This window comes from Anaerobiospirillum sp. NML120511 (assembly GCF_023050955.1).
Classification (GTDB): Bacteria; Pseudomonadota; Gammaproteobacteria; order Enterobacterales; family Succinivibrionaceae; genus Anaerobiospirillum.
The window spans coordinates 1-26,066 of sequence record NZ_JALKIK010000033.1 but is presented as its reverse complement, the minus strand read 5'-3'; the positions used below and the strand labels follow the sequence as shown (position 1 = coordinate 26,066).

At 52.4% G+C, this 26,066-nt stretch carries 17 protein-coding genes; 14 read left to right on the top strand and 3 right to left on the bottom strand.

Annotated elements, in window-relative coordinates; translation table 11 throughout:
- Nucleotides 1-1,185: 1,185 nt before the first annotated feature.
- On the top strand, nucleotides 1,186-3,786 hold the full coding sequence (locus MXE39_RS09345) for a flagellar hook-length control protein FliK (RefSeq protein ID WP_246978868.1): 2,601 nt from the start codon (nucleotides 1,186-1,188) through the stop codon (nucleotides 3,784-3,786).
- Nucleotides 3,787-4,575: 789 nt separating this feature from the next.
- The gene (locus MXE39_RS09340; protein ID WP_246978869.1) at nucleotides 4,576-4,923 is read left to right on the top strand and encodes a hypothetical protein; all 348 of its coding nucleotides are present in this window, start codon (nucleotides 4,576-4,578) and stop codon (nucleotides 4,921-4,923) included.
- A gap of 346 nt (nucleotides 4,924-5,269) precedes the next feature.
- Here MXE39_RS09340 and MXE39_RS09335 read toward each other — a convergent pair whose 3' ends face one another.
- Nucleotides 5,270-6,421: a glycerate kinase gene (locus tag MXE39_RS09335; protein ID WP_246978870.1), complete on the bottom strand. Its 1,152-nt coding sequence runs from the start codon at nucleotides 6,419-6,421 to the stop codon at nucleotides 5,270-5,272.
- 1,849 nt (nucleotides 6,422-8,270) lie between these two features.
- On the opposite strand from MXE39_RS09335, the gene MXE39_RS09330 reads away from it, so the two are divergent.
- The 7 genes from MXE39_RS09330 (at nucleotide 8,271) to fliR (ending at nucleotide 15,799) form a co-directional block, all read left to right on the top strand.
- On the top strand, nucleotides 8,271-8,804 hold the full coding sequence (locus MXE39_RS09330) for a flagellar basal body-associated FliL family protein (protein ID WP_246978871.1): 534 nt from the start codon (nucleotides 8,271-8,273) through the stop codon (nucleotides 8,802-8,804).
- A gap of 19 nt (nucleotides 8,805-8,823) precedes the next feature.
- Nucleotides 8,824-9,870 carry a flagellar motor switch protein FliM gene (fliM, locus tag MXE39_RS09325; protein WP_246978872.1) on the top strand — a complete coding sequence of 349 codons (1,047 nt, stop codon included), beginning with the start codon at nucleotides 8,824-8,826 and terminating at the stop codon, nucleotides 9,868-9,870.
- 531 nt (nucleotides 9,871-10,401) lie between these two features.
- Nucleotides 10,402-10,740, top strand: a complete 339-nt coding sequence (gene fliN / locus MXE39_RS09320; RefSeq protein WP_246978883.1) for a flagellar motor switch protein FliN — start codon at nucleotides 10,402-10,404, stop codon at nucleotides 10,738-10,740.
- A gap of 677 nt (nucleotides 10,741-11,417) precedes the next feature.
- Nucleotides 11,418-13,277 (top strand): flagellar biosynthetic protein FliO, encoded by a 1,860-nt coding sequence (locus MXE39_RS09315; RefSeq protein WP_246978873.1) that lies wholly within the window; start codon nucleotides 11,418-11,420, stop codon nucleotides 13,275-13,277.
- On the top strand, nucleotides 13,264-14,151 hold the full coding sequence (gene fliP, locus MXE39_RS09310) for a flagellar type III secretion system pore protein FliP (RefSeq protein WP_348647435.1): 888 nt from the start codon (nucleotides 13,264-13,266) through the stop codon (nucleotides 14,149-14,151). The genes MXE39_RS09315 and fliP overlap by 14 nt, the downstream gene beginning before the upstream one ends.
- A gap of 258 nt (nucleotides 14,152-14,409) precedes the next feature.
- On the top strand, nucleotides 14,410-14,679 hold the full coding sequence (gene fliQ / locus MXE39_RS09305) for a flagellar biosynthesis protein FliQ (RefSeq protein ID WP_246978874.1): 270 nt from the start codon (nucleotides 14,410-14,412) through the stop codon (nucleotides 14,677-14,679).
- A 319-nt stretch (nucleotides 14,680-14,998) separates the two neighbouring features.
- Entirely contained in the window at nucleotides 14,999-15,799 is an 801-nt protein-coding gene (fliR, locus tag MXE39_RS09300; protein ID WP_246978875.1) for a flagellar biosynthetic protein FliR, read from the top strand.
- Nucleotides 15,800-16,544: 745 nt separating this feature from the next.
- On the opposite strand, the gene maoP is transcribed toward fliR, so the two are convergent.
- On the bottom strand, nucleotides 16,545-16,892 hold the full coding sequence (gene maoP / locus MXE39_RS09295; protein WP_246978876.1) for a DUF413 domain-containing protein: 348 nt from the start codon (nucleotides 16,890-16,892) through the stop codon (nucleotides 16,545-16,547).
- Between the two features lie 1,454 nt (nucleotides 16,893-18,346).
- Between maoP and glnS the strand changes: the two genes are divergently transcribed.
- The 4 genes from glnS (at nucleotide 18,347) to purC (ending at nucleotide 23,059) form a co-directional block, all read left to right on the top strand.
- A complete protein-coding gene (gene glnS, locus MXE39_RS09290; protein ID WP_246978877.1) occupies nucleotides 18,347-20,017 on the top strand; it encodes a glutamine--tRNA ligase in 1,671 nt (556 codons plus the stop codon).
- 13 nt (nucleotides 20,018-20,030) lie between these two features.
- Nucleotides 20,031-20,489 carry a hypothetical protein gene (locus MXE39_RS09285; protein WP_246978878.1) on the top strand — a complete coding sequence of 153 codons (459 nt, stop codon included), beginning with the start codon at nucleotides 20,031-20,033 and terminating at the stop codon, nucleotides 20,487-20,489.
- Nucleotides 20,490-21,127: 638 nt separating this feature from the next.
- Complete coding sequence (bamC, locus tag MXE39_RS09280) at nucleotides 21,128-22,276, top strand: outer membrane protein assembly factor BamC (RefSeq protein ID WP_246978879.1); 1,149 nt, start codon at nucleotides 21,128-21,130, stop codon at nucleotides 22,274-22,276.
- A 72-nt stretch (nucleotides 22,277-22,348) separates the two neighbouring features.
- On the top strand, nucleotides 22,349-23,059 hold the full coding sequence (purC, locus tag MXE39_RS09275) for a phosphoribosylaminoimidazolesuccinocarboxamide synthase (RefSeq protein WP_246978880.1): 711 nt from the start codon (nucleotides 22,349-22,351) through the stop codon (nucleotides 23,057-23,059).
- A 452-nt stretch (nucleotides 23,060-23,511) separates the two neighbouring features.
- Here purC and MXE39_RS09270 read toward each other — a convergent pair whose 3' ends face one another.
- On the bottom strand, nucleotides 23,512-24,888 hold the full coding sequence (locus MXE39_RS09270; RefSeq protein ID WP_246978881.1) for an ATP-grasp domain-containing protein: 1,377 nt from the start codon (nucleotides 24,886-24,888) through the stop codon (nucleotides 23,512-23,514).
- A 756-nt stretch (nucleotides 24,889-25,644) separates the two neighbouring features.
- On the opposite strand from MXE39_RS09270, the gene MXE39_RS09265 reads away from it, so the two are divergent.
- Nucleotides 25,645-26,066 (top strand): hypothetical protein (locus MXE39_RS09265; protein WP_246978882.1); only part of this gene is annotated, 422 nt, incomplete at its 3' end.

The window sequence follows — 26,066 nt, the reverse complement described above, 5'->3', positions numbered from 1 at the left end:
TTCTACTTTGCACTGCAAAGGAGCCTGTGCACCCGGATGAAACAATATGGCCTCTTTATCATAAATACATGGTATTTATTTTGACATGTATCAATCTTTAATATTTTTGAAGTGATGCCCTGAAAGGGCAGGTCACTGTTGTTTTTGTCTTTAAGCAGAGTCCTCTCTGTTTTTGTCTCAGACTTCAATGGAGTATGGTGAGACTATGCTCGGTTTAGTACGTAGTACGTACTGGCCGGGGGTAAAAGGTGGTCAGATATTCAAGGCGCTCTAAAGGCACAGCTCAGGCTGGTGTCTATTATCTGGCCTTCTGGGGCTGGGGCTGGGGCTGGGGCTGGGGCTTGTCTGTAAGTTGAGCGATACGTGCTGTGTTTGATGTGGCTGTCAAATACAGACCTTGACTTAGATTATTAGAAAGCTTTGCCTGCTTTTAAATTTTATAAAGCATTTTGCTTCATGGCCTGTGTGATTGGGCATAGGGAGGTTATTTGGCATAGAGAGGTTATTTGGCACAGGGATGGGATTGAGTACAGGGATGCCATGAGTACGGGTATGCGATGTGGAGTATTTTGTGGAGTGCCGGGAATTGCCAGGAAGTGCCGGGGCGACTCTTTGCCAGGGATGGCCGGGATTTGGCGTTATCGGGAATAGCCAGGCCATGGCCTTGCCCGCAGGGCACTGTGGGAGACTGTTTTGGTGATTACACTTTTACTACGGTTTTATAAAGTGTGCGGTCACTTTGGTCGTTAGCGGCAAAATTTGAGATCTCAGGCATGGGGCGCAGTATGGTTATCAGCAGTGCTCTCTGAGTGATGTCTGGCGCTGTCACGGGGATATGGCTTTTATATTCTGGTGTATCTGTATGCGCGGTGGGGCATGGACACGGGTTTTTACCTGTCAAAGTAATACGGCTTTTCCCTGGGGCGTGCATGGTTAAGCTGCAGCACAATGGCGGATAAATCCCGTATGTTTGGCCTTTATCAACCTGGTACTCATATTGCATTTTTACTGATATATCGAATTATAAAAAACAGCTTTTCAGCCTGTTTAAGCCATTTGTCTATCCTGGCCCGAGGGCAGGAGATTATTCAGGTGGCATCTGTATCCAGGACGGATGCAGGAACTGCCGCCCCTGAGGGCAACAGAGCAGAGAAAGGCTGATTTTGCCCCCTTTGAGGTCCGGCCATGCAAAATCTCAACAATGTTAACAATGCCCAGTCTGCTTCCGGCGACCGTATTGGTAACAACAACTCTACTGAAAATCTTTTTGATCGCCTGAACCAGACTGAGTCTAAAGGACTTGCTGGCAAGTTCTCTGCGATCCTTTCTGATTTGAAGTCCCAGTTTGGTGGCAACTTTGGCGGCAAGGATAAAGGCGATGTTCACTCCTTTGACAAGGTCATGTCTGACTCCAGACAGCAGGCTGACATCGCTCACGAGCTCAAGAACAAGAAGCTCGACGAAGATGAAGAGAAGAAAAAGAATCACAGCCGTCGTTCTGATGCTAATGACCGTATTCGTGACATCAACAGTGAAGCTGCCAGCATGCAGCTCCAGAGCGCAATTGCTGCCGGTAACCAGATAATTGATCAGAACGTTGAAAAGGATAAGCAGATCGTCAAGGATCGCGAAGATCTGATTGAGCGTATGCGTCCGTCTGACATTCTGGCTGCTGCCATGAGCGGAGCCCAGTCCGGCTCCTCGGCAGCCATGTCCGGTTCATCTTCAGCATCCATGTCCGGCTCATCATCTGCTTCCGGCAAGTCCGGTGATATTTCCGGTGCTCAGGCAGTAAGAGACTTATCCGGTTCGGCTTCAGGTGCAGCTGCCTCCGGCGCTGCATCCGGCCCTTCCTCCGGCGCATCATCCTCGGGCTCTGCTGCATTTGCCTTAAACGCTGCCGCATCTGGTGCAGCTCTTACTGAGGCTGCCGCTTCAGGCAGTTCACTGACCGCCTCCAATGCTGCAGCCAGTGCTGCTACAGCAGGTAATGGTCAGGGCCAGCCGGGTCAGCCTGGAACTGCTCCAGCAGGCTATGGTATTGAGCCAGACACAGCCGGTTCCCAGGCAGCTGCTGAAATGATGCGTGTTGAGGGTGTTGAAAGCGATGTTGAAATCGAAAGTGATCTCAACAATATAAACCGCTCCAACCTGGCAACCACCAACAGCACTGAAGTTGACCCTGATATTGAGTCTTCAAAGCAAATCAGTGGTCTTAACAACAAAGAATTAAGACAGAACCTCGACGTACTGGCCCGTGAGTCCAACGTTTCCAAGCTCAGCCTGCAGATGACAAATCCACAGACTGCTGCTGCAGCCCGACGTGATGCTGAGGCTATTGCTGATATGCCTAAGTCTCAGGACAGAATTACCTCCATGACCTCCTCATCTCAGGCTCAGGGCAATCTGCTTAACAGCTTAAATGGCAGCGTTCAGGGTTCTGCACAGACTATTTCAGGTTCAGCCGTACGTGCCGGTGCCGTAGCTTCAGGCCGCGTAACTGCAGTTGGTACTGAGGAGCTCAGCTCTGAGTCCCTTATCAAGACTGCTCAGGCCCAGAAGCAGTCTCATGGTTCTGAGAGCCTTGGCTCACGTGCCACTCTGTCTCAGCAAGGTGCCCGTGCTGTTACCAGCCGTGCCAATGATCAGGCTGCTGCCAACTCCCTGAATACTGCCCGCAGCTCACTGAGCAACAGTGCAGTTCAGGCCCGTCAGCAGACTCAGGCAGCTGATGAGGCCGCCTCCAGCGCTCTTAACACCCGCAATGCCGCTGAGACTGCCGCATTAAAGGGAGCAGAGCCAGGCAATAATGCAGCTGCCGGACGTACCGGTAATGCCCAGGAAGCCCTGATGCGTCTTGCTCAGGAGCAGATGAGTGCAGGCCGCAATGCCAATGCCATGGCTGAGGCCAATGCACGCAATGCTCTGCTTGCTGATGATGCTCTGCGTCACACCGGCTCAGCTGAGCTAAGCTCCGCTATTGCCTCACTCAAGCAGGGTGCCCGTGGTGTTTCCGGTTCCTCAACTAACAGCACCAATTACGCTAACAGCTCACTGTACGCCTCCATGTTTGACAGTGACAACGCTGTAAACTCTGCTGAAAATGAGATGGATATGGGCTTTGAGCATGATGACTCTGCCTCAGCCTTCGGTTCAGCCATGATGACCTCTCAGGCTTCTGAGAACCGCAATGCTCCTCTGCCTCAGACTCTTACCACCTTTACCCCAACAGGTAATGAGAACAGTGATGCTGAGGAATTACATGAGCGCGTCATGGAAATGGCTTCCCGCAATCTCAAGCAGCTGTCTGTTGAGCTCTCTCCAAATGAGATGGGCCGCATGAAGATTTCCATCAGCCTCTCTGAGGACAATGAGGCCCTGTCCGTATCTCTGGCTGCAGCCAATCCAGCTACCCGTGAGATGCTGGAAAAGGCTCTGCCAAAGCTGCGTGAAATTCTGGCCAATCAGAATATCTCTACCGATGCTGAGGTTTCTGATATGGACAACGAAGCTGACAGCCAGCCTGTTCTGGCCGCCGACGGTCGTGAAAAGCAGGCTCTGAGTACCATTACCAGTGCCTCAGCTGCCAAGCGCAACAATCTGAGCGTTGCTGCTCCAGCCATGGACAATGTTTCAGTTGACTCTCTGATGGCCTCTGCCCGCTCCCTGACTGCTCAGGACCGTGAGGAAATCAGTGCTGTTCACGGCTTTGGATCCGGCTCTGAGGGCCCAATGGATCTCGACAGCGCCAGTGATACTCTGGCTGCCTTTGCCCGCCGCAGCTAACACAGTATCTTACACATGTGGCTGTAAAGGACATACTGTCCCGGTCAGTCACAGTGAGTAGCAGTTCCACAAAAAGGAAAGCCCGACTTATGGTCGGGCTTTTCTTTTTGAGCAAGGCTGGTTGTACCGAACAGTTCAGAGAGGCTTATGCCCCTGACAGGCAAGGTACTTCTTAAACAAGCTGCTGTATGAGCTTGATGATGCCTGTCACTACCGCATAAATTGTTTGACAGCAGTCAAAAAGCATTTGACAGGCAAGCGTGTAAGGGCATGGAGCAGGCTGGGCACGGGACAGGATAAGGCAGACATTATGCTCCATGGTTTAACAGATCAGATTTGACCTGCGCATCATGTATCAGAAGCGGCCACTCCGGCTGGCTGGAGGAGTTTGCGCCAGCACGGCCGACCTGCATGAACAGCGATGGTTATAAGAGAATGACGGGCAGGTGGTGCCTGGTGCTGGACAGCGGCTCAGTATAGCAGGGACTGATGGCGGCACGGCATGGCAGTTCGTCTATGGACTGCGTGCTTGACTGTAATGAGCAGACGGTTATGCTGTACTATTTATCTCTCTAATGATTTAGATTGGTGATATAATTTATCATATGTTCCATGGTTTAACGCCGCTCTTTATGTGCATCTTCTTAAGTTTCTGCTGCGGGAAGTCTAACAGGTGTCATGGATATATATGATCTGCTGTTGTCTCAGCTATAAGCAGATGAGATTCAGCCTTATGAATTGCAGGTGATACTTAATCTGACACTTTACCTGGAGAATTAAGGGGCAACAATGGCTTTTGAAGAAAAGAAACCAAGTTCATATATAAAAACCAACCTTGAGTCAGGGGAGTCGCTGAAGCTGGTCATACAGAGCAGTAAAGGCTTTTTCTGTGATGACAATGATATAGCCATTACCGATAAGCGCATCTTTTTCAGAGGCAAAGACGGTACAGCTTTGAGTTTTCCTAAAGAAAAGATCAAGAATATAGAAGCAGTACCGGAAAAGGGAATTTTCGGTGGTGAAAAGGACTATGGCGTTATCAATGTTTATGGCCCTTACAAAAAGTGTATTTCTTTCAAGGTTAACGATATAAATAACGATATCAACACTGTCAGAGATTTACTGAGAAAAAAATAGCATCCCTCGTTCAGCATCTGTCAGTTAAGAGCAAAGGCCGCATATGCGGCCTTTGTTGTTATCAGGGGATTGAAGTCTGTTATGCGCTCTGTCTATAAGACCGTCATGATCATCTGATGACCATCAGGCACCTGTCATTAGCTGTGGGGCTGTCGGTCATTGTAGGCAGGGCAGACTGTCATGGGAGGGGCGGGCAGCCTGTCATTGGGGCCGGGCCGCCTGTCATTGTGGGGCAGGGCTGCCTGTCATGGGCGGGACTGTCCTGATGCAGTGGCATGGCATGGTGACTTGTCTTTGGCAGCTGCAGATGCTGGGCATGCCATAGCTTGCCAGAGTGCGGCCTTTATTATTGCCTGTTGGTAAACGGGGCTATTGTGCGCATTATGTTGCCGGCTGCACAGCGCAGCAGGACCGGGGCTGAGGTCACTGCCTGATCAAGGCTCATCGGGCCGTTACACAGTGAGAACATGGCAGTGATATTGTGCTGATAGAGCACGTCAGCATCATCAGCAATACTGCCGCATAGCGCAATGGCTGGAACCCCATGGCGGGCTGCCACAGCCGCAATGCCAAGAGGTGCTTTGCCCTGCATGCTCTGACCGTCCATACGGCCCTCGCCTGTAATCACCAGAGCGCTGTCAGCAATATCCCTTTCCACATCAAGAATTTCCATTACAACCTCAATTCCCCTCTTCAGTCTGGCACGACCAAACCACAGAAGGGCGGCACCAAGGCCTCCGGCCGCTCCAGCTCCAGGGGTATCGCATGCTGAAATGGAGTAATGAAGATCAAGCTGTGCACCTACGTGAGCCATATCGGCATCAAGCTCATCAAGCATGTTTGCAGGCAGGCCCTTCTGGGGACCAAATACATGAATGGCGCCGCCACTGCCGGTCAGGATATTGGCAACGTCACAGGTTCCTGAAATGCTTATCCCCTCAAGTCGCCGGTCAATTATTTCTGTATCAAACTCGCTGATTTTGTGCAGCAGGCCTGCACAAATTCTGTCTTTAATCAGAGTATGACCAGAGCTGTAAAACCTGGCGCCCAGAGCCTGAGCAAAGCCAAGTCCGCCATCGCTGGTGGCGCTGCCTCCAAGTCCTATTCTGAAAGTGCGGCATCCCATATCAAGAGCATGCCCCATCAGCTCACCCAGTCCATAAGTCGAGGCATCAAGGCCGTTTCTGCGGCTGCTGTCAACCAGCTCCAGTCCGCAGCACTGAGCCATTTCCATTACGCATTCCTGATCTTTTACAAGGAAGGCGGCTCTTACTTCGCCTCCGTACGGTCCTGAGACTGTCCTGACTTGACGCTTATAGCCTCTGGTACTCAGTACTGGCCACAGAGCATCAATCAGTCCCTCGCCGCCATCAGACACAGGGCAGGTAACTACATCGGCCTGAGGCATAACATCATAAATGCCCTGAGCCACAGCATCACAGGCTTCGCGGGCAGAGCAGCTGCCCTTAAAAGAATCAAGCGCAACGGTAATCTTCATTGGACCTCCATCAAGTCAGCAGAGCCGACCCCAATATGTCTGATGTTCATCTGGCCACAGAGCAGTGTGGCTGCAGACCGGGCTTCCATTGTCAGAGATAATACACCAGCCATGCTCGCTTAGTCCCGGCAGCAGTGCCGGACCTGAAAGCGCAAACTGATGCGCCACCAGGCGCACCCGCCACGCTGCAACCCCGCGTATCCAGGCGCCCACGTATCCATGAACCCACGTATTCAGGTCCCCATGTATCCAGGAACCCACGTATCCGGGCACCCACGTATTCAGGTCCCCATTTATCCTGGTATTTATACATTCATGTGTTTATGCTCTCACGCTTCAGATGACGTGCTGTGCTGTCATGTGCTCAACAGGCGTATGAGCCAGCATTACCACGCTTTAGCGCCGCTGCACCTGGACTCATGCTGCATGTGCAGAGAGCTTGGGCATGAAGCACTCAGCAGAGGGGATGTAGTCTGTACAGCCTGGCCAGTAGTTGATGCAGGAAATCAAGGCGTTCAGCCTGCCAGTCTGAAAGCTGACTGGCCCTGAGCCTGAAATGGTGTCAGGCTGTGGACATGCTTGAGGCATGAAGGGTGGTGGTTCCGGGCAAACTGATGCTCCGGGCATGCTTATGCACCGGGCAGGCTGATGTTCATGGTGTGACAGATGTGTATGCATTCTTGTCGGCTTTGCACAGCAATTGTGCTTTTTGGCACTGGCAGAGCAGCTAAGATGTGCGCCAGTCGTCATGCCTGAATATTGTTGCGTGCCTTGGGGCACGCTCCCGGTTATAATGCCCGCCCATAGAGCCATCATGGACTCAGCGAGCGGACCAGCTTCTGGATGAAACAGCCATTGCTCAACTGTCTGCTCAGCTGCTAAGCAGCGTATAGCCTCCAGTGCATATGAGCCCTGCAGTCAGGGCTGTGGTCTTTGACCTGGGACCGCATACATGGCCTGTTGACAGCCATCATGACAGAGCAGCACGCAGGGGCCGCATGTACAGGAACGTTTCCCGTGCTTTTTGCTCATTTGAGCGCTGAGGTTCAGCTTGCCTGTTGCTGAGCTGGACTGGCGTTGCAGCTGGCCATGAGCTGGACTGGGGTTGCAGCTGGCCGTGAGCTGGACTGGCGTTGCAGCTGGCCGTGAGCTGGACTGGCGTTGCAGCTGGCCGTGAGCTGGACTTGCGCTGAAGCTGGCCGTGAGCGGCCTGGCGAAGCACTGATATGGGGCTGCGACTGTGCAGGCGCTCTGGGGCTCTGGTATCAGACAGGTGATGGTTTATTCTTTGTCACATGTGCGCAGGCATGATCATGGAGTCCTGAACAGGGGATTTTATGGGCCGACAGTGCCAAAAGTATATGCTGTTAAATGGCTTAAATATCGGTTTTTGTCAGGGCTCAGAGTGCCTTTAAATCTGTTTTTGGCAAGCGGGCACAGTCTTTGCAAAAGTCCGTGTGTGCGGTGTTCTTGCTGATTATTTGACAGCATTAAGCCTGCAGCTTCAGTAAATCCCTGATCAGACAGACAACAGGTCTACTGCTGTTTTATCTGCCAACAGAGCCTTTGCTGTAACTGCGCAAAGCATCGTACCCGTTCAGTTTTCACAGAGGCTATCAGGCCTGTCTGCCACAAACTTAAGGCAGCAGTGCCGGGTTCATAACATCCATTTTCTGTCATGTTCAGTTATGTACATCTGACATGATGGGAACGCGGATTCCCGGGGCGCAGATGTCATTTGCAAAGCCCGGTGCGGCTATGATCATCTGGTTTTAGCGGCCTTTTGTGTGCCATAATAGTTTGCTTATACCTAATCAGCATTGATGCTGTTAACTGGGAGAGATAGGTTATGTCAGATAGTACTGATGATTTAGAGACAGGTGGCAAATCCCGCAAAATGCTGTTCATGCTTATTGGCGTCATACTTGTGTTTATCCTCGGTATTGGCGGTTACGGCACATTTGCATATCTGCACCACATGTGGCCGTTCTCCATGGAGGAGCAGGAAAACGCAACTGACATCGCCGGCAAGATGGCTGGTCAGAATTCTCAGGTGGATGTTTCCGACCGCTATGTTCGCTTTGATCTGGCCTTTACTTTCAACCTGCCAGGCAAGACCAAGCGCGGCCACATGGTACAGGTTGAACCGGTTCTGGTTGTTCACGGTTCCGAAAATGCCGCTCTGGCACAGCAGCACCTGCCTTTAATCAGCTCTACAATTTCTGAGATCTGTTCTCAGCAGGATTATGACAGCCTCGCAAGTCCATCCGGAAGACAGCGCTTCAAGCGCCTTCTGCTTGATGGAATCAGAACCAAGCTTACTGGTGTTGTAAATCAGCCAGTTGTTGAACAGGTTCTGTTTGTTAATTTTGTAATGCAGTAATGCGCCGGGGAAGAGTAGCATGACTGAGTTTTTAACGCAGGATGAAATCGACGCGCTGTTACACGGCGGCGATGAGATCGAAGCGGAGCAGTTTGACGGCGACCAGGGTGTCAAACCGTTTGATTTCGGTTCCCAGGAACGTATTGTTCGTGGCCGTATGCCAACCCTTGAGCTGGTAGACGAGCGTTTTGCCCGTCACATGCGTATCAGTCTGTTCAATATGATGCGCCACAGCGCAGAGGTTACCTGGATTGGCGTCAAGATGATGAAGTTTGGTGAGTACGTACAGACTCTGTATGTGCCTACCTCACTTAACATGGTGCGCTTCCGTCCGTTAAAGGGTACTGCTCTTGTTACTCTGGAAGCCCGTCTGGTGTTCATTCTGGTAGAGAACTTTTTCGGTGGTGAAGGCCGTTTCCGTGCCAAGATCGAAGGCCGTGAGTTCACTCCTACCGAGCGCCGTATCATTCAGAAACTGCTTAAGATGGTCTTTGAGGACTACAAGGAAGCCTGGGCTCCGGTTATGGACGTTGAGTTTGAATATCTCGACTCCGAAGTTAACCCTGCCATGGCCAACATTGTCAGCCCTTCAGAGATGCTGGTAGTAAACCAGTTCCACATCGACCTGGACGGTGGTGGCGGTGATATGCATATCGCCTTCCCATACTCCATGATCGAGCCTATCAGGGAACTGCTCGACGCCGGTGTACAGTCCGACAAGGGCGATACCGACGTACGCTGGAACAAGGCCTTACGTGAGGAAGTAATGGACGTGCAGGTTGATATGCGCGTCAAGATGCTGGACCTCGTATTAAGCCTTGGACAGGTTATGGACCTGCACCCTGGTGACGTACTCAATGTGGAAATGCCAGACAATCTGCTGGTATACATTGAAGACCTGCCAAGTTATCACGCCAAGCTGGGTCGTACCAAGGACAAGCTGGCCATCAAGATTTCCGATATCTTGAAGCGTCCTCCATCAATGAAGAGCGACCTTTCCTTCCTCAAGGGATCTGGTATCAACATTGAGGATGACGAGGATATGGAAGAGTTTGATGATGACTAATTCTGTACCGGTGCAGGCAGCCTGAGCCATACTGACCAGGCTGTCTGCCCGGTGGCCCCGGACAGTACTTTTGTGCTGTCAGGGGTTGCTGTCCGGCTTTGAATGGTTAAAGAGAGAAAGAGAGTCCCTTCGGGGACAATCCCTTCGGGGAACGCCCTTTATGGGCAGCCCGCCGCAAGGCGGGCAAGCCTGCCGCTGCACAGGCTTAAGATCCGCATTTCAGATGCGGAAGCAGTGCCGGTTTCTTCTGTCGGACAGGCAGAATTAGTAATCTCACCTGAACATTACACAGTGCCAGATCTGATATCAGTGCTGGACAATGACAGGGCATAACTCTTTGTTCACCTGAAAAGGTGAAGCAGACAACGAATATAATTCTGGCAGGCCGTGAGCCTGGCCTGCAATTTGTGAATTTAAATAGAGGGCTTAGCGCTCAGCGCGGCTCACAACGGAGAGATCCATAGAATGTCAGATATGGAAAACTTAGGTGGCAACACCGACTGGACCGACGGCTTACCTTCCACCGATGGAATGGAGGACATGAATTCTGCTGAGCTCGAGCATTTTGACGATCCCACAAAGAGCAAGGCTCCGCTGTCCCGTGAAGAGCGTAAGAAGTTAGATGCCATTCTTGACATCCCTGTTACCATCACCATGGAAGTAGGTCATGCCAAGATTTCCATCCGCAACCTGCTGCAGTTAAACCAGGGCTCTGTTATCGAGCTTGAGCGTCTTGCTGGTGAGCCACTGGACGTTCTGGTAAACGGTACTCTGATTGCCCACGGTGAAGTTGTGGTCGTTAACGACAAGTTCGGTATCCGTCTTACCGACGTTATCAGCCAGGTTGAGCGTATCAAGAAGCTTCAGTAATCTGCTGATTAGCTACCAGATTTCAGCTGTTTATCTGACCGGTGGACTAAAGTCGTGCAGAGGGGAACTGATGATCCTCACTGTACTGTCCGGTCTTTTTCAAGGTGTCGGCACTATGCTGACACTTTGTGTTTATGGCATACCCAAATTTCTGTCCCATGCAGCATACGCTGCCGATGGCCCCTGTTGCGATGCCCGGTCCTGACGCCTGAGGCGACCCTGACAGCCTCAGGCGAGCCTGACAGCCGGTGACGGTGACGGTCCTGACGCCTTAGGCGACCCTGACAGAGTGTGAGGCCATTACAGTCCCAGGGCCCGGCAGAGCATGGCAGGCCAGGTCAAGTCCAGCCACTGAGTGCATCTGCACCAGTGCTCTGTTGCCTGTCAGACAGGTTGAAGTCTGTCAGTCTGTCTCAGGCACAGGGGTAAGCCATAAAAGCGCGATATTACTGAAAGCACTGCACTGCCGGAGCGGCCGAGGCCGTTTCTGCAGTGCTTTGCTGTGCCTGTATGATGCAGCACTGTCAGTATGGCGGCTGATATATTAAAATTGCATGAGCAGCAGTGACTGGTGCGCATGGCGCCTTAATTTCCATCCGGCCGTTCTGGTGCGGGACCATGGTATACAGATAGCCTGGCTGCTGATGTCAAACCGTTTTCTAGCAGGGTGATGTCTTATGCATTCTCTCCTCAAAGTACCGCCGCATCAGGCGCGTCCTTACCATTCTTCTGATGACAAGTCCCCCTGCCAATTAAAGGATTCATTCCTGTTTCCTGCCGCAACCAGAAGTCTGTGCGTTCTGGCCGCCTCCTCTTTCCTTGCCTTTTCCTTACCTGTTAATGCAGCCCCTGAGGCTCAGTCTGAAAGCGCTGCTGTTTCTTCAGGTGAGCCTGCTCATGTCAACTCTGATATTGCCGCTCCTGATGCTGCTGACCTGGTACTGCCTGAACCAAAAAATATTGATGCCGGCAGTGAACCTGAAAATGAGCGTGTGTCCGGCCGCTCAGTGGTAAGCAAGGAAACAGCTGAGGATCTGATGAGCAGTGGCTCTGAGTCATTATCAGCGGACTCTGAGCAGCACAGTGCTGCACCTTCAGGCGATGCCCGTGCTGTTAATGGCGCCACCCTCAGCTCCGAAAAGAGCGGATTTGGTACCCAGCGCAGCGGTGCTCTGGCCTCAGGTGGTCTTGCCAGCCCTGCAGGTATCATCAACTGGCTGTTATCAACCATTGCCATTCTGGGCGTAATCTTCGCCCTTGCCTGGCTGCTGCGACGCTCCCGTCTGGTTCAGCGTTCCATGGGCGGCAGCATGCATCTTATTACCCAGATGGCCGTAGGCCCCAAGGAGCGGCTCGTTCAGGTCAGGGCAGCCAATCGTGTGCTGCTCGTAGGCGTTACCGCACATTCGGTAAATCTGGTGGCCGATCTTACTGACAGTGAAAAGTCAGACAGCAAGAACACTCAAAAGAAAGACGATTCAGGTCAGTCTGGATTTAATAGCCATGGCAATGCCGGATATAATGCCCAGGACAGTGACCGCTATAATGCATCTTCATCAGCTGCCGACAGCGCTGCTGCCTCACTTGCTCAAAGATACAGCCCTGAAGAGATTGTGTGCATGACTGAGCTCTTTGAAGAGCATATGCGCAAGTCTGGTCTCAACGATGGTGAGCAGGAGCACAGAGCTTACAGTTCCAGCCGTCTGACCGACAGGGATATTGAAAATCGCCAGAATCTGTTCAGAAGCGTTTTTTCCCGCGATGAGCGACGTTCCATGGGGGCAGGTCATGAGGGACTGGAATCTGCCCGCAGCTCAGCAGCATCCGACAGATCAGCTGACAGATCCGCTGCCATGTCCGGTATGCGCCGTAACGGATTTTTCAGGATGGGCCAGGCCTGCGGCATGCCTGATGATGACATTCTCCATGCCCGTGCCAGCCGCGCCAAAAGGCAGATGCGCAGCTCAGCTGTCGACGACGCTGACGGCCTGTCTGGTTCAGCTTTTTCAGATATGCTGGCTCATGAGTACGAAAAGGCCCATGACAGCCTGAATATGAATATCATTGATGACAACGCTCTTTCTGTCATGCGCGACCGCGCTGCCAGTGGCGAGATTGTCCTTAAGGAAATCAATCCGGATAATCCAGATGCCTGTCAGTCATCATCAGGCTCAGTCGCCGGTGCGTCAGCTGGCGCTGCCGCTGATGCGGCCTGCATGGCACAGAGTGCCGGAGATGTAGCCGGAAACTGTTATGATTTTGCCGAGCGTTTTGGTCCGGGAGCCGGTGCTGCCGAAGCTGCTATCAGGGCCACAGCTCAGGAAAAGGCCGGTGGCGACAGTGAAGACTGCGCTCATGCCGGTAAGATTGCTCCTTACCTTTATGGTGAGAATGAGCGTGAGGGCGAGGATGCCAGCAATGTATCGCTGGGTACTGCATATAAGGGGGCTGATGTACCTTTACGTACTTCATCGCCGGCCCTGAGCAGATACAGCATCCGCCGTTCGGCACGCATAAAGGGACGTGGCTCAAGGTAGTAATACCGAGCTGTGTGGAATTAATTCAGGAGGAGCCATGCTCACAGCCGCTCAAAACAATCAGGAGGTCATGAACCAGCGCAGCGACCAGCTCCGTGGCCTTAAGCGCATTTTCATGACAGCCCTGATCACCAGTGTGATTTCAGGACTGATTCTGTATTTCTGCTCGTCTGCCCAGGCAGCAAACCTGGACATGACCGCTTTTACCGTCAAGACCAATCCTGACGGTACTCAGGATTACTCCCTGTCATTACAGGTAGTCATGCTGATGACCCTTTTGACCTTTCTGCCGTCAATCATCATCATGACCACGTCCTTTGTACGAATCATCATTGTTCTGGCCATTCTGCGTCAGGCCATGGGTCTGCAGACCTCGCCATCCAACCAGATTCTGGTAGGTCTGGCTTTCTTCATGACCATCTACATCATGACCCCGGTGCTCAATGCTATCTACAATGAGGCCATCGTGCCTTATCTCAATGATCAGATGCAGGCCCGTGAGGCTATTGTTGTAGGTCAGCGTCCGCTCCACCAGTTCATGCGTGAGCAGACCCGTATGACTGACCTCAACGCCTTTATGGAATATGCTGATGTCCGTGTTGCCCGAGTTGAAGACGTGCCTATTCATGTTCTCATTCCGGCCTTTATCGTCTCCGAGCTCAAGACCGCATTCCAGATTGGCTTCATGCTCTTCCTGCCATTCCTGATTATTGACCTGGTAGTTGCATCCATCCTCATGGCCATGGGTATGATGATGCTCTCGCCAATGATCGTATCGCTGCCGTTTAAACTGATGCTCTTTGTGCTGGTAGACGGCTGGACCCTGATTATGGGATCGCTGCTGGCCTCGTACGGCATAGGTGTGCCAACCTGATAATGCCCGGGACTGACCCGGGCTTTGCCCGTTTTACAGGGCGCCACCGCAGGCTCTGCCGCCGCACGGCCATGCCGCCCATGGCGACAACCAAGGCCGACACAGCGCAGCGCAGCCCAGTTCGGCCCAGTGTAGCCCAGCGCGGCCCAGTGTGGCCCCGGCCGGCATGGCGCATGGACGCACGGCGCCGGGAGTTAAGTACAGGTCAGGGTACAGCTCTGGTCCTGCCAGTTAAGATTGTTCCAAGAGAGGTGAAGCGTGGAACCAGAAGTCTTTGTCGAAGTGGTACGCTCAGCATTATCCCTGGTAGCCGTACTGGTTACCGCATCCATTCTGCCATCTCTGGTTGTCGGTCTGATGGTGGCCGTATTCCAGGCAGCAACCTCAATTAACGAGCAGACCCTGTCATTCCTGCCACGTCTTATCGTGACCATTTTAGGCCTGATGTGGGGTGCCCACTGGGGTCTTACCAAGCTCACCGAGTTCTTCTACGAACTGGTACATAATATTCCAACAGTAGTAGGCTGATCGCCTGCACCTGGCCATATGGCCAGGCGCTGACCGCCAATGCCACTGATAAAGAGCACCCTGTCCTTTTGCTGCATCGCTGCTAAACGTCCTTGATGGCCAGGCCCTCAGCAACTCGGCCCTGATGGACCTGCAGCGCACCCTCTCATCCTTGATGGCCAGGCCCGCAGCAACTTAGCCCTGATGGACCTGCAGCGCACCCTCTCATCCTTGATGGCCAGGCCCGCAGCAACTTAGCCCTGATGGACCTGAACCGCAGCTCCACGGCCTTGATGAGCCAGGACAGAGCAGATTTTGCAGTCACAACAGAAGCAAGACCATGGGAATTAACTTTTTAGAACCGCTGATGCTTGATGCCCTGGATTCTCTCATGTGGCCTTTATGCCGCGTGGGCGGATTTATGATGGCCTTTGTGACCTTCTCAGGTTCTGCTGTACCGCGCAATGCCCGTGCACTGCTGGCACTGACCGTTACCGTATGTTTCCTGCCAAGCATTCCAGCTGTTGATGCCAATCTCGATGCTTTCTCCGGCCTTGGTATTATCACCACCATATCTCAGGTAATCATTGGCGCCGGTCTTGGCTTTATGACCCAGTATCTGATAGCAAGCTTCGTTCTTGCAGGTCAGGCTATCGCCATGCAGACCGGTCTTGGCTTTGCCTCCCTGGTTGATCCGGTATCTGGTACCAATGCCCCGGTAGTAGGTCAGTTCTTTACCGTTTTATGTACCCTGGTGTTCTTTGCAGTTGACGGTCATCTGGTCTTTATCCGTCTGCTGCTGCTGAGCTTTGAAACTCTGCCTATCGGCCCGCATATCTTCAGTCCGCCAAGCCTTGAGGCTCTGATTTACTTTGGCGCTACCATGTTCCAGGTAGCCCTCTCTACCTCTATCGCTGCAATCTGTGCTCTGCTGGTAGTTAACTTCACCTTCGGTGTTATGACCCGTGCCGCTCCTCAGTTAAACGTATTCTCCATGGGTTTTGCCATCTCCATGACCGTAGGTCTGGCTGTGCTCCTTATCAGTCTGGACGCCTTCATGGTTAACTTCACCATCGCTATCAATGAGCTCATGAGCTCTTCATGTACCCTCATTGGCACCCAGTGCGAGGGCATTTTCTAAACTGCCACGTACCTGCGCGCCCGTATGCACACATGCATGACTGCGTGCGCCCACAGTCTGCAGCCCTTGCAGGGCCTGCAGCTCCCGGCCCGCCGGCCCGGCTGCCAGCTGTTCATCTCAGCTGGTGACCGGGCCGGAGTCGTTTTAAAGGGGCGCTTTGATCCTGCATCCATGACTGCCGTGCAGCAAGGCACCAGTAATTTGCTCAGACGGTGGCCCGGTCAGGCCGTCTGGGCGCAAAGCAGGCTTGAGCGGGACTGCAGCTCATTTCAGCTATTGGGCAGGGCAGGGCAGGATTAACATTAAGCATTGCCATGGCATGACATAAGGGCATGCTCAGCCATGGGGCTGGATGACAGACCAAATTTTGCTGTGGGAGTTGAGGTCGCAGGAGAGCTGAAGACATACCGGCGGGCCAGGAGCCTTAAGGACAGGACTGCAATGGCTCAGCAGGAACGCAGTGGGGCGTAAAGCGCCGATGAGGCAGCGGCAGGGCATGAAGCGCTGATGAGGCAGCAGGGCATGAAGCGCCGATGTGGCAGCGGCAGGGAATGATGCGCCGATGAGGCAGCGGAGGGGCATGATGCGCTGATGGACAGCGGCATGATGGCGGAGCAGCAGGGCGAGGCTGGAGGGCAGAGGAAATTTTTGGGGTGGTAAAAACAAATCAGGGAGCCTGAGCTCCCCAATTGTGACAGGAATAATCCTGCTGTGTCAGGCTGCCTTGCAGGCAGGACTGAGCTCCTTAGTCCATGGAGCTGTCGTCACCTGAGCCGCCAAAGTCATTGCCGCCCATCTCATCATCGGCACCGGCAGTGCACAGACGGTGGAGACGACGTGGCTGAATAACCTGTAAGTACTTCTTGAAGATCTTGGCGTTTGGATCAGTGATTACATCGTCAGAGTGTAACTGCTCAAGGAATACTTTCTCGGTAGCATCAGCTGGCTTACGGGTGCCCATGTGGAGTTCCATCATGGCAGTACCGCACTTCTCGAGGATGCCGCTTTCACGAATTGAGAACTCGCCGGAACGACGGATGCCGCGGGCAAAGTGTTGAAAATCGTTAAATTGCTTTTCAGATTCAAAGCTCATGAAAAAAATCCTGTGAACTGCCCTCAGGATCAGTCCTGACGGGCTGCTGTATGTTCAGAAGCAAAACTTCCGGCTACAGCATGTAACGGCACGAGTCCGTACCTGGTTTAACCACCTGTAAGTCCGGCCTTGCTGTGAGCAGGGCGTTCTGGTGGTCTGTTTTTCTATACTGCCAAGGGAAAGACGTCCTTGCCCGGCACTGAGCCGCAGCTGCATCTTTCTGGTAATCACGCCGTTCCGCAGCGGCATCAGGCCGTCGGGACATACATGCTTTAACAGTGTATCAAAAATAGAGCTGTATTCTAATACATTGAGCACTCATGTCAACGAAAACCGGGGGTAAATCCCGTAAATACTTGCTTTTTCAGCAGACCGCCCCCATCCAGCCAGGCAAGCCTGGCCAACAGTAACGCCCCGCATAACTTTGCCTCAGCAGCCCTCTGTGCACAGCCCGGGCTGGCAGCCCGTCTGCAGGTTGCCGGGCTGACCATGATTACGCAAGGCTGAAGCCGGCATCGCGCTTCAGGCCGGGCCTGCAGCCGGGTCAGCAAGGCTATTCGTGGCGACAGAACGGCCAGCATTTGCTCATCATCGATTGCCTGCACCCAGGCTCCTGCAGGCTGGCTCGCAGCCTGGCTCGCAGCCTGGCATTACACCCCCCTGCTGGGAGGCTCGCAGCCGGGCATTACAGGCTCCTGCTGGGAGGCCCGTAGCCGGGCATGCCCAGCTCCTTTAGCCCGGGGCTGCAGGTGGGCAGTCTGAGCTGGTGACTGCAGTTGTCGCTCGTGGTGTGGTCCTTATTACAGGGCAGGGGGTGGCTGCTGAAAATGGCGTAGCCATGGGCCGGAAATACGACGGCACGGGCAATTTTGGCACGAAAAATTTGAGGCCCGCGCCGGGCTTTGCTAAAATTCATCAGACATTGAGATATTGTCATCAGTGGCCCGACAAACAAGCTGCATACAGCGTTTTTCGCGGCATGAACTTTCTCCCTTGAACGTCCTGGAGCCTGCACTGTGAGCAGGTTGTGGCCTTCAGGGATTGCGGCACGTCCAGGCAGTCATAAGCATTGCTGTCTTATGCCTGCAAAAGGCGGTACTCAGGCGCCTGAGGCGCTGTATATTTGCACTGAGTGCTTAAATGCCGCTATGATAGCGATATGATTTTTTTTCTGCAGTTATTAACTCAGTAATAAGTTAAGCCCTCCCGGGCCTCATAAAGACTGTCCCTGTATCTGGGCAGGTCAGCTGCGTCACTGCGCTCAGCCTGCAGTCAGGCGGGCCCTGACATTCAGAGCTGCTCTGACACTCATGTGAGCGCTGGCTGTCTGCAGAGCCTGATGTTCTGTGGAGGCTGATGCTCCATGGAGCCTGATACCCAGGGGAGTATGTCAGTCCGGTTGCGGCTGGGTTTAACTTATTGCTGAGCACACTGCTTTTTGTTTGGAGATCGCGATGGATTCCTGTGAGAAAATTCCACGCAACTTTATCACTGACATCATCGATGATGACCTGAAGGCCGGTCGTCACACCAGCGTAGCCACCCGCTTCCCTCCAGAGCCAAACGGCTACCTGCACATCGGTCATGCCAAGAGTATCTGTCTGAACTTTGGTCTGGCCCGTGACTATCAGGGCACCTGCAATCTGCGCTTTGATGACACCAATCCGGTCAAGGAAGACATGGAGTACATCAACTCCATCAAGCAGGACGTGCAGTGGCTGGGCTTTACCTGGAACGGTGAGGTCAGACATTCCTCAGATTACTTTGAGCGCCTGTACGGCTATGCCGTAGAGCTGATTGAAAAGGGACTTGCCTATGTTGATGAGCTGTCCCCTGATGAAATCCGTGAGTACCGTGGCACCTTGAAGGAGCCGGGCCGCAACAGCCCATATCGTGATCGTCCTGTAGAGGAAAATCTGGCTCTGTTCGAGCAGATGCGCGATGGCAAGTTTGAGGAAGGCAAGGTATGTCTGCGCGCCAAAATTGACATGGCCTCTCCATTTATCTGCATGCGTGACCCTGTTATCTACCGCGTCCGTTATGCCAGCCATGCCATGACCGGTGACAAGTGGTGCATTTACCCAATGTACGACTTTACCCACTGTATTTCTGACGCCATCGAGCACATCACACACTCTATCTGTACTCTGGAGTTCCAGGACAACCGCCGTCTGTATGACTGGGTGCTTGAAAATATCAGCATAGACTGCCATCCACATCAGTATGAGATGAGCCGTCTGAATCTTGAGTATTCCATTACCTCCAAGCGCAAGCTCAATCTGCTGGTGACCGAGGGCCATGTGGATGGCTGGGACGATCCTCGTCTGACCACCATTTCCGGCCTGCGCCGTCGCGGCTATACTCCTGCTTCCATTCGTGAGTTCTGCCGCCGTATCGGTGTTACCAAGCAGGATAACACTGTAGAGATGACCGCACTTGAGGCCTGCATACGTGAGGACCTCAATAACAATGCCCCACGTGCCATGGCTGTGCTGCGCCCTCTGCGCATGGTGATCGACAACTACGGTCAGGAAGGCGTAACGGCTACTTCCTTTACCGTACCTAATCACCCTGACAAGCCGGAGCTCGGTTCCCGTGAGGTAAGCTTCTCAGGTGAGCTGTTTATCGATGAGGCAGATTTCCGCGAAGAGGCCAACAAGCAGTACAAGCGCCTCAAGCTGGGCGGTCTGGTACGTCTGCGCCATGGCTATCTGGTCAAGGCCACCTCCTGTGAAAAGGATGAAAATGGCAGGGTTACCTGCGTACACGTTGAGGCCATTCCAGATTCTCTGGGCCGCGACGTCGAGGGTATGAAAGCAAAGGGCGTAATTCATTTCGTTGACGCAAAGAACTGCTATCGCGGTACTGTCAACATGTACGGCCGTCTGTTCAACGTACCAAATCCTGGTGCTGCTGAGGACTTCCTTGCCTGTGTGGACAAGAACTCTGTTGAGGTGCTGGAAAATGCCGCTCTTGAAAGCTCACTGCAGAATGCCAGAGTGGGCGACAGCTTCCAGTTTGAGCGCGAAGGCTATTTCTGTGTAGATTCAAAGCACTCTGCCGAGAACAGACCTGTATTCAATTTAACTGTTGCACTGCGTGAGACCAAGAAGGTTCAGGCTTAATAAGGAGACAGCAATGTCTGATATTGATGATTTAGAGAAGAGCAATGATCCTGTTGCTCCGCCTCCTGGTTCTGATTATGAAGTTCCATTTATCTTCCATTCAGAAGCTCCTTTAGAGCGTGCTTTTGACAAGGCAGAACACTGGGTCAAGGCCGGTGTGCGTCCAAACCACATCTTCCTTGATGACCGCAATATTTCGGTCATTAACTTCCACAAGGTCATGCGCGACCCACTGCTGGCCCAGGCCGGTGTTGAGCGTTATGTAGACTTCCGCTGCTCCCTTACTCTGTCTGAGACTGATGTTGATGCCGTATTCTCCTCAGTCTGCTACTACGAGCCTGGCTGCGAGCCTGTCTTCATCAATCAGTATGATCCTGAGCTCAGCTCCATCAAGGAAGTGCTCCTGATGGTTGCCAATAATCTCTTTGATTATCTGCAAAAGCCACTCATGCCTAAGGGCGGCAACGACTAAAGTTCATATACCGGCCCCACAGGGGCGGGGCAGTATGACTTTAACTTAATCCAAAGCCGGGACTGGTTAAACCATCCCGGCTTTGTGATCCTGAGGGCTACGGCGGAGCGCGCCGCAGCCCGCTGCAGCCCGCTGCAGCCATAAGCAGGCGGCCCCAGTGGTCACCTCAATTGCCACCTGAGTGTGCCCTCATGCTCCTCAGTTGCTCTGACGCTGCAGCCTGCAGCGGGAGCCTGCAGCGGCAGGGAGCAGCTAAACCTGGTGCACTGGCAGGACCTGCAGAGCGGCAAGGGGCAGATGTGCGTGTTTTTGCTGAATTTATGGCATAGCGCGGCAATATCCATTAAAATATCCAGCGCAGCACCGGGCATCATTGCCCTTGTGCAGGCTTTTAATCATATGCCCTGACGGAGTACGCTCCGCCTGAGGGCGCAGCATGCAGTACAGCACGGCCTCCTCAATGGAATAACGGCCTGACTGATTTGAGGGAGCCGCCCCTGTCGGACGGCCGGCCTGAGCGGTCAGTTATCCGGAGTCGGGATGCGTACCTGTCTTATGGACGGCCTGATGGTCTATCAGTGCGACTGCATCATGTTTTTCAGCGGATTATGACCTGTAACAGGTTTGGGAGATACACTTTGTCCAGCCTCAAGATTAAATCACTGGTTATGGCCCTGGCAGCTGGCAGCACCGCCATTATGGTCAGTGCCTGCGGTGCCAACAGTTCTGATGATTCTCTCAGGACTCCAACCGGTTACTACGATCATGCCGAAGCTAAAGAAGGCTCAGATCCGCTTAAGGTTCCAGCCGGCATCACCCCTCCATATACCGATAAGACCTTTGATATTCCGTTCGTTTCGCCTTCTGAAAAGAGCCGCCAGATGATTGGCGAGAATATGGATATCCGTCCGCCTGTAGTGTCTCAGGTAGCCGAAAGCGGTGTAGATATCGTTCGCAAGGATGAAAATGCCGTTGTCTGGTTCCTGCCATCCAACCAGTTCAATATCCGTGACGAGCACCTTGCCTGGAGTTATCTGACCGAAGCTCTCAAGTACATGAAGATTCCTGTAGCTGCCACCAATGAGGCACGCTATGAGCTTACTACCGGCTCGTCCCGTTTCAATGCCTTTGGTGAGCCATACGACGAGGTCAGCGACAGCGTTCTGGCCGAAAGCTTCAATCAGGTTTACCAGATTAAGGTAGGTCATGCCCAGCAGGGGCAGATTGGCTACTTCATCGCCTTAAAGAGCTCCACCTCATCTGAGACTGCCGTGGAACCTACCCTGGTGCACAAGGCCAATTTCACCAGCGGCTTTGCCAACGCTCTTATCAAAACCATGTCCATTCAGAACATGGCCAATGAGGTTATCCCTGATTATGTTGAGGTAGTACTGGGCCGTGATAACAATGACCAGGATGCCTTAATCGTAAATGCCGGTTACAACTCCACCTGGAATGTCATGCGCGGTACTCTGGACAGCTACGGCATGAAGGTTGAGGAGTACTCCATCTCCCGCTCTACCTACAAGGTTGAAATCAGCGAGGAAGATCCTGAGTTCTACCGCAGCCAGGGCGTAGAGCCATTTGGTCTGCCAGAGGGCACTTATATTGTCCGTCTGGCCGTATCGGGCGACAACACAGTCATCACCTTCTACAATGAAGATGACAAGCCGATCACAGCCGCTCAGACTGCCAGACTGTATCCTGGTTTCTCCAGGGCAATTACTCAGCAGTTTGCCGTATATAAGCGCGAGGGCGCTAACTATCTTGCCAAATTTGACAAGTAGGATTAAAATTTCTGGGCCTGATAATTTGTTTCAGGCCCTTTTATTTTTTTACTTTTCTGGGAATACGCCAAAATGGAAAAGAAACAGGAAATCTATCGCGGTAAGGCCAAGTCTGTTTACGAGACTGATGATCAGAACCACTACATCATGCTGTTCCGCGATGACACCTCTGCTTTCGACGGTAAGATTATTAAGCAGTTGGACCGTAAGGGTCGTACCAACAACCGCTTTAATTTCTTCATCATGAAGAAGCTCGAGGAAGCTGGTGTTCCTGTACACGTAGAGGAGTTACTCTCCGATACCGAGTGTCTTGTCAAGAAGCTGGAAATGCTGCCTGTTGAATGCGTAGTACGCAACGTAGCTGCCGGCTCTATCTGCAAGCGTCTTGGTGTTGAAGAGGGTCTTGACCTCAACCCTCCTACCTTCGAGTTCTTCTATAAGGACGACGAGTTACACGATCCAATGGTTAATGAGTCCCACATCATTTCCTTTGGCTGGGGTACCAAGGAGCAGATCGAGGAGATGAAGAGCCTGTCTTTCAAGATCAATGAGGTTCTCAAGGATCTGTTTGACAAGGCCGGCTTAATCCTGGTTGATTACAAGCTCGAGTTCGGCATGTACGAAGGCAAGTTAATCCTGGGTGATGAGTTCTCTCCAGACGGCTGCCGTTTATGGGATAAGGAAACCCGCAAGAAGCTTGACAAGGATCGTTTCCGTCAGGGTCTGGGTGACGTTATCGAAGGTTACGAGGAAGTTGCACGCCGTATCGGCTGCCCTCTCTAATCTGTTTACAGCTGTCGCTTCCAGAGCTCACTGCCGTGAGTCCCTGAGCGTATAACTGCGACAGACAGGCTGCTGCTGAGGCAGCAGCCTATGTGGCCATGGGGTTAGCCCCATGGCCACTCGTCTTTTCTGGCCCCGGCATTTTATCCCGCCCCAGGCTTCCGGCACAGCCATCGCAGCCGCCGGCCGGCCGCCGACCGGCCACCGCCATCAGGCAGCAGGGCCAGGGCGTGGCTGCCAATGGGAGCTGCAGAGCAGCCTGGCGGGCTGCTTATCGCGCCAAAATGCAAACAGCCGCACAGTCAGGATGTCTGTCCTGAATATGCGGCTGTTTTGTTTTTCAACAGCTGAACCCGTCCGGGGTTGTTGCAGGCATTGCTGCCCAGACCCTGTATGACAGCACAGGCACGGGCAAAGCCCGGCAGAGCGTCAGAACCTGTGCCCGAGGCCGGTCAGCCAGCCATTACTGACTGGTGCTGGCTCTGATCCCGGCTGCTTTTTCTGATTGCCTCAATATAGCGGCGGGTCAGGGCGTCAGCCTGCTCAAGGGTAGCGCCCCTTGCCATGATGTAACCTCGGGCAAGATCTCCGCCATTGTGCAGGGCACCATAGCTTTTGCCAGCCTCCAGATTGTTTTCAAAGGCAATGATGTGCTTTCTTTCCTCAGGGGTAAACATCTCAAGGCCTTTTTCAGGGGCCTCAATGGTCAGCACATTGAAGCTTTCATCCATTGCCGGCAGAGGTGAGCCCCATGAGCCATTGACCGGACTGCCGGAAAAGACAACAGGATGGCTGTCTTCAAAATCAAAGAAACGAATGACTGCAGGCTGCGGGTTGCTGCGGCAGCAGAAGTTCTGCCCATCAATCATTACCTTGCGGAAGATGTGCAGAGGGTTGTTGCCGTTATAAAGGGCAGCCAGCAGGACATTATTACCTGTCAGACGTGGGGCAATATCAATAAAGAAACATCTGTCATCAGGGGTGACGTAGGCATCGACTGTCAGGAATGATGAGCGCAGACCGATGCGTCGGGCTATAAGCTCTGCATACTGGGTAATAATGGCGGCCTCACGTTTACGTGGGACAGAAAAGTATGCACTTTCCTGACGATATGGAGGCTTCGATACTTCCTTGCCCAGCAGGGTCATAATGTGAAAGTGACTCTCCCCGTCTATAAAGCCGGCACAGCAGAACTCCTCTCCTTCAAGGGCTGTTTCAGCCAGCGCACCACCTGAAATAAAACGTTCAGGCAGGCGGTACTCCTCAAGATCGCTTCTGTCCGAAATCAGAGCTGCGCCCATTGATCCCGAGCCCTCAACCGGCTTGATGATAAATGGATAGCCAAACTTCTGTTCCAGATCATCAAAGTGTGCCCTGAGCTCCCTGCAGGCCTTACTGTCAAGAAAAGACCACTGATAGTCCTCAAGTCCCTGCTCACTGAGGAAATGATGGAAAGCCTTCTTGTCTGTCATGGTGTCGATGATCGCAAAAGAAGGACTGTTAAATCCAAGCTGGTCACTGAGCTTGCCCATGATAATCAGAGCACGGCCTACAGGCAGAGCGGCGATATGGCTAATGGCGTAATCTCTGACAATATCGAAAGTCTTTTGTAAATCAGAAAAATCCTGAGCAAGACAGACCAGCTGACCATCCCAGCGGTTGATGAACTCAGCACTCAAAGCCGGGCTGCGGTCCATGCACAGAACATTGACCTGCTCTTTGAGCAGCAGCTCAAGGAAAGGCTCAAACTCGAAGCTGGCTCCGAGAACAAGAACATTAGGTTTAGACAGATCGTAAAAGTAGTAGCTGAGGTTGCAGGCGGAGAACATTATATTCACTTAAAAGCCAGATAATGGCCTGGTGGTTGACAACAGCACAAAAGTCTATGTTCAAAGGACTTTCAAGGGCTTTTTACAAGGATTAAATCAATGTCGAGCAGCATATTGCAGGTTAAGGTCCATGTATGCGGTTATGGTCCCGGACGCGCATCAACAGGACCGGAAACAAGACTGCAGTCCCGCATACAGGCCCTGTGGACAGGATATTGGCCTTAAACATGTTATGAACCACTGCTGCATGCCATGACGTAACAGCTCAGTCTTATGGAAACCGGCTATAAGAATGGCTGTGTGACGAGCAGCCCTGGGCGCAAGCCCCGTCTCTGTCCTGACCAGGGAATTGCCAGAGGCAACCCAATGGCAGACCGTAAGTGGTTTGTTTTAATGTCTGGATAAGTGCTGATATAAGCAGATTCAGACATCATTGCATCCTGGTGTTTGTACTGAAAGTAAGAGTCTCCCCGCCATCGCTGTGAGGTGTCCTTATTTCGCTAAATAACGATGAGTATTTATGAGCTCAGGCACCGGGGGGCAGAAATCTGCATATCTACGTATATACGCTAATTTTGAAATTTTTTGTCCCAAAGGATACTAGCAATAAAAAATATTATCCTAAGATAAGTTATTAGTAAAGCCTTAAAAATCAGGTTTTCAGTGAATATTTTGTAAAATAATAGCTAGAAAAATAACCAAAAATATTGTACAATCAATGGGATCGCGTTATCCCACTGATTTGAGGTTTTTTTGATGGCTATTTTAAAAAATATCACGGAGATGCCTACCCCGGACTGGGCATACATCACTGCAGATGGACGAGTGATTCATAGATACCGCAAGGATGGCAAGCGACACAACGTTGCCATAGGCAAGGTCGTAGATAAGCTAACACCGGACGGACGTCCTATGATGGCTCCTAATGACAACATGCGCAGACTCTATTCTGATGAGTTTGAAAGACATTACGGAGAGGGAAGTTCGAATACGAATCACGTTTCAGCAGGTATTTTTGCTGTTCATTTGAGGGTATGCGCAGGGCTGGGGTTATACCAGTGTGTTCAGAGATCGTTTGGTGGCTCTGACGGCAATGCTCTTATGGATCTTGCAATGATGTCATTCACAAAGCGCAGCAGTGCAGCTTACATGATTGATGACTTTGCTGATTCGAACAT

Coding starts and splice junctions, on each gene's coding strand:
- MXE39_RS09345 (WP_246978868.1), top strand. CDS start 1,186: ATGCAAAATCTCAACAATGTTAACAATGCCCAGTCTGCTTCCGGCGAC.
- MXE39_RS09340 (WP_246978869.1), top strand. CDS start 4,576: ATGGCTTTTGAAGAAAAGAAACCAAGTTCATATATAAAAACCAACCTT.
- MXE39_RS09335 (WP_246978870.1), bottom strand. CDS start 6,421: ATGAAGATTACCGTTGCGCTTGATTCTTTTAAGGGCAGCTGCTCTGCC.
- MXE39_RS09330 (WP_246978871.1), top strand. CDS start 8,271: ATGTCAGATAGTACTGATGATTTAGAGACAGGTGGCAAATCCCGCAAA.
- fliM (WP_246978872.1), top strand. CDS start 8,824: ATGACTGAGTTTTTAACGCAGGATGAAATCGACGCGCTGTTACACGGC.
- fliN (WP_246978883.1), top strand. CDS start 10,402: ATGGAGGACATGAATTCTGCTGAGCTCGAGCATTTTGACGATCCCACA.
- MXE39_RS09315 (WP_246978873.1), top strand. CDS start 11,418: ATGCATTCTCTCCTCAAAGTACCGCCGCATCAGGCGCGTCCTTACCAT.
- fliR (WP_246978875.1), top strand. CDS start 14,999: ATGGGAATTAACTTTTTAGAACCGCTGATGCTTGATGCCCTGGATTCT.
- maoP (WP_246978876.1), bottom strand. CDS start 16,892: ATGAGCTTTGAATCTGAAAAGCAATTTAACGATTTTCAACACTTTGCC.
- glnS (WP_246978877.1), top strand. CDS start 18,347: ATGGATTCCTGTGAGAAAATTCCACGCAACTTTATCACTGACATCATC.
- MXE39_RS09285 (WP_246978878.1), top strand. CDS start 20,031: ATGTCTGATATTGATGATTTAGAGAAGAGCAATGATCCTGTTGCTCCG.
- purC (WP_246978880.1), top strand. CDS start 22,349: ATGGAAAAGAAACAGGAAATCTATCGCGGTAAGGCCAAGTCTGTTTAC.
- MXE39_RS09270 (WP_246978881.1), bottom strand. CDS start 24,888: ATGTTCTCCGCCTGCAACCTCAGCTACTACTTTTACGATCTGTCTAAA.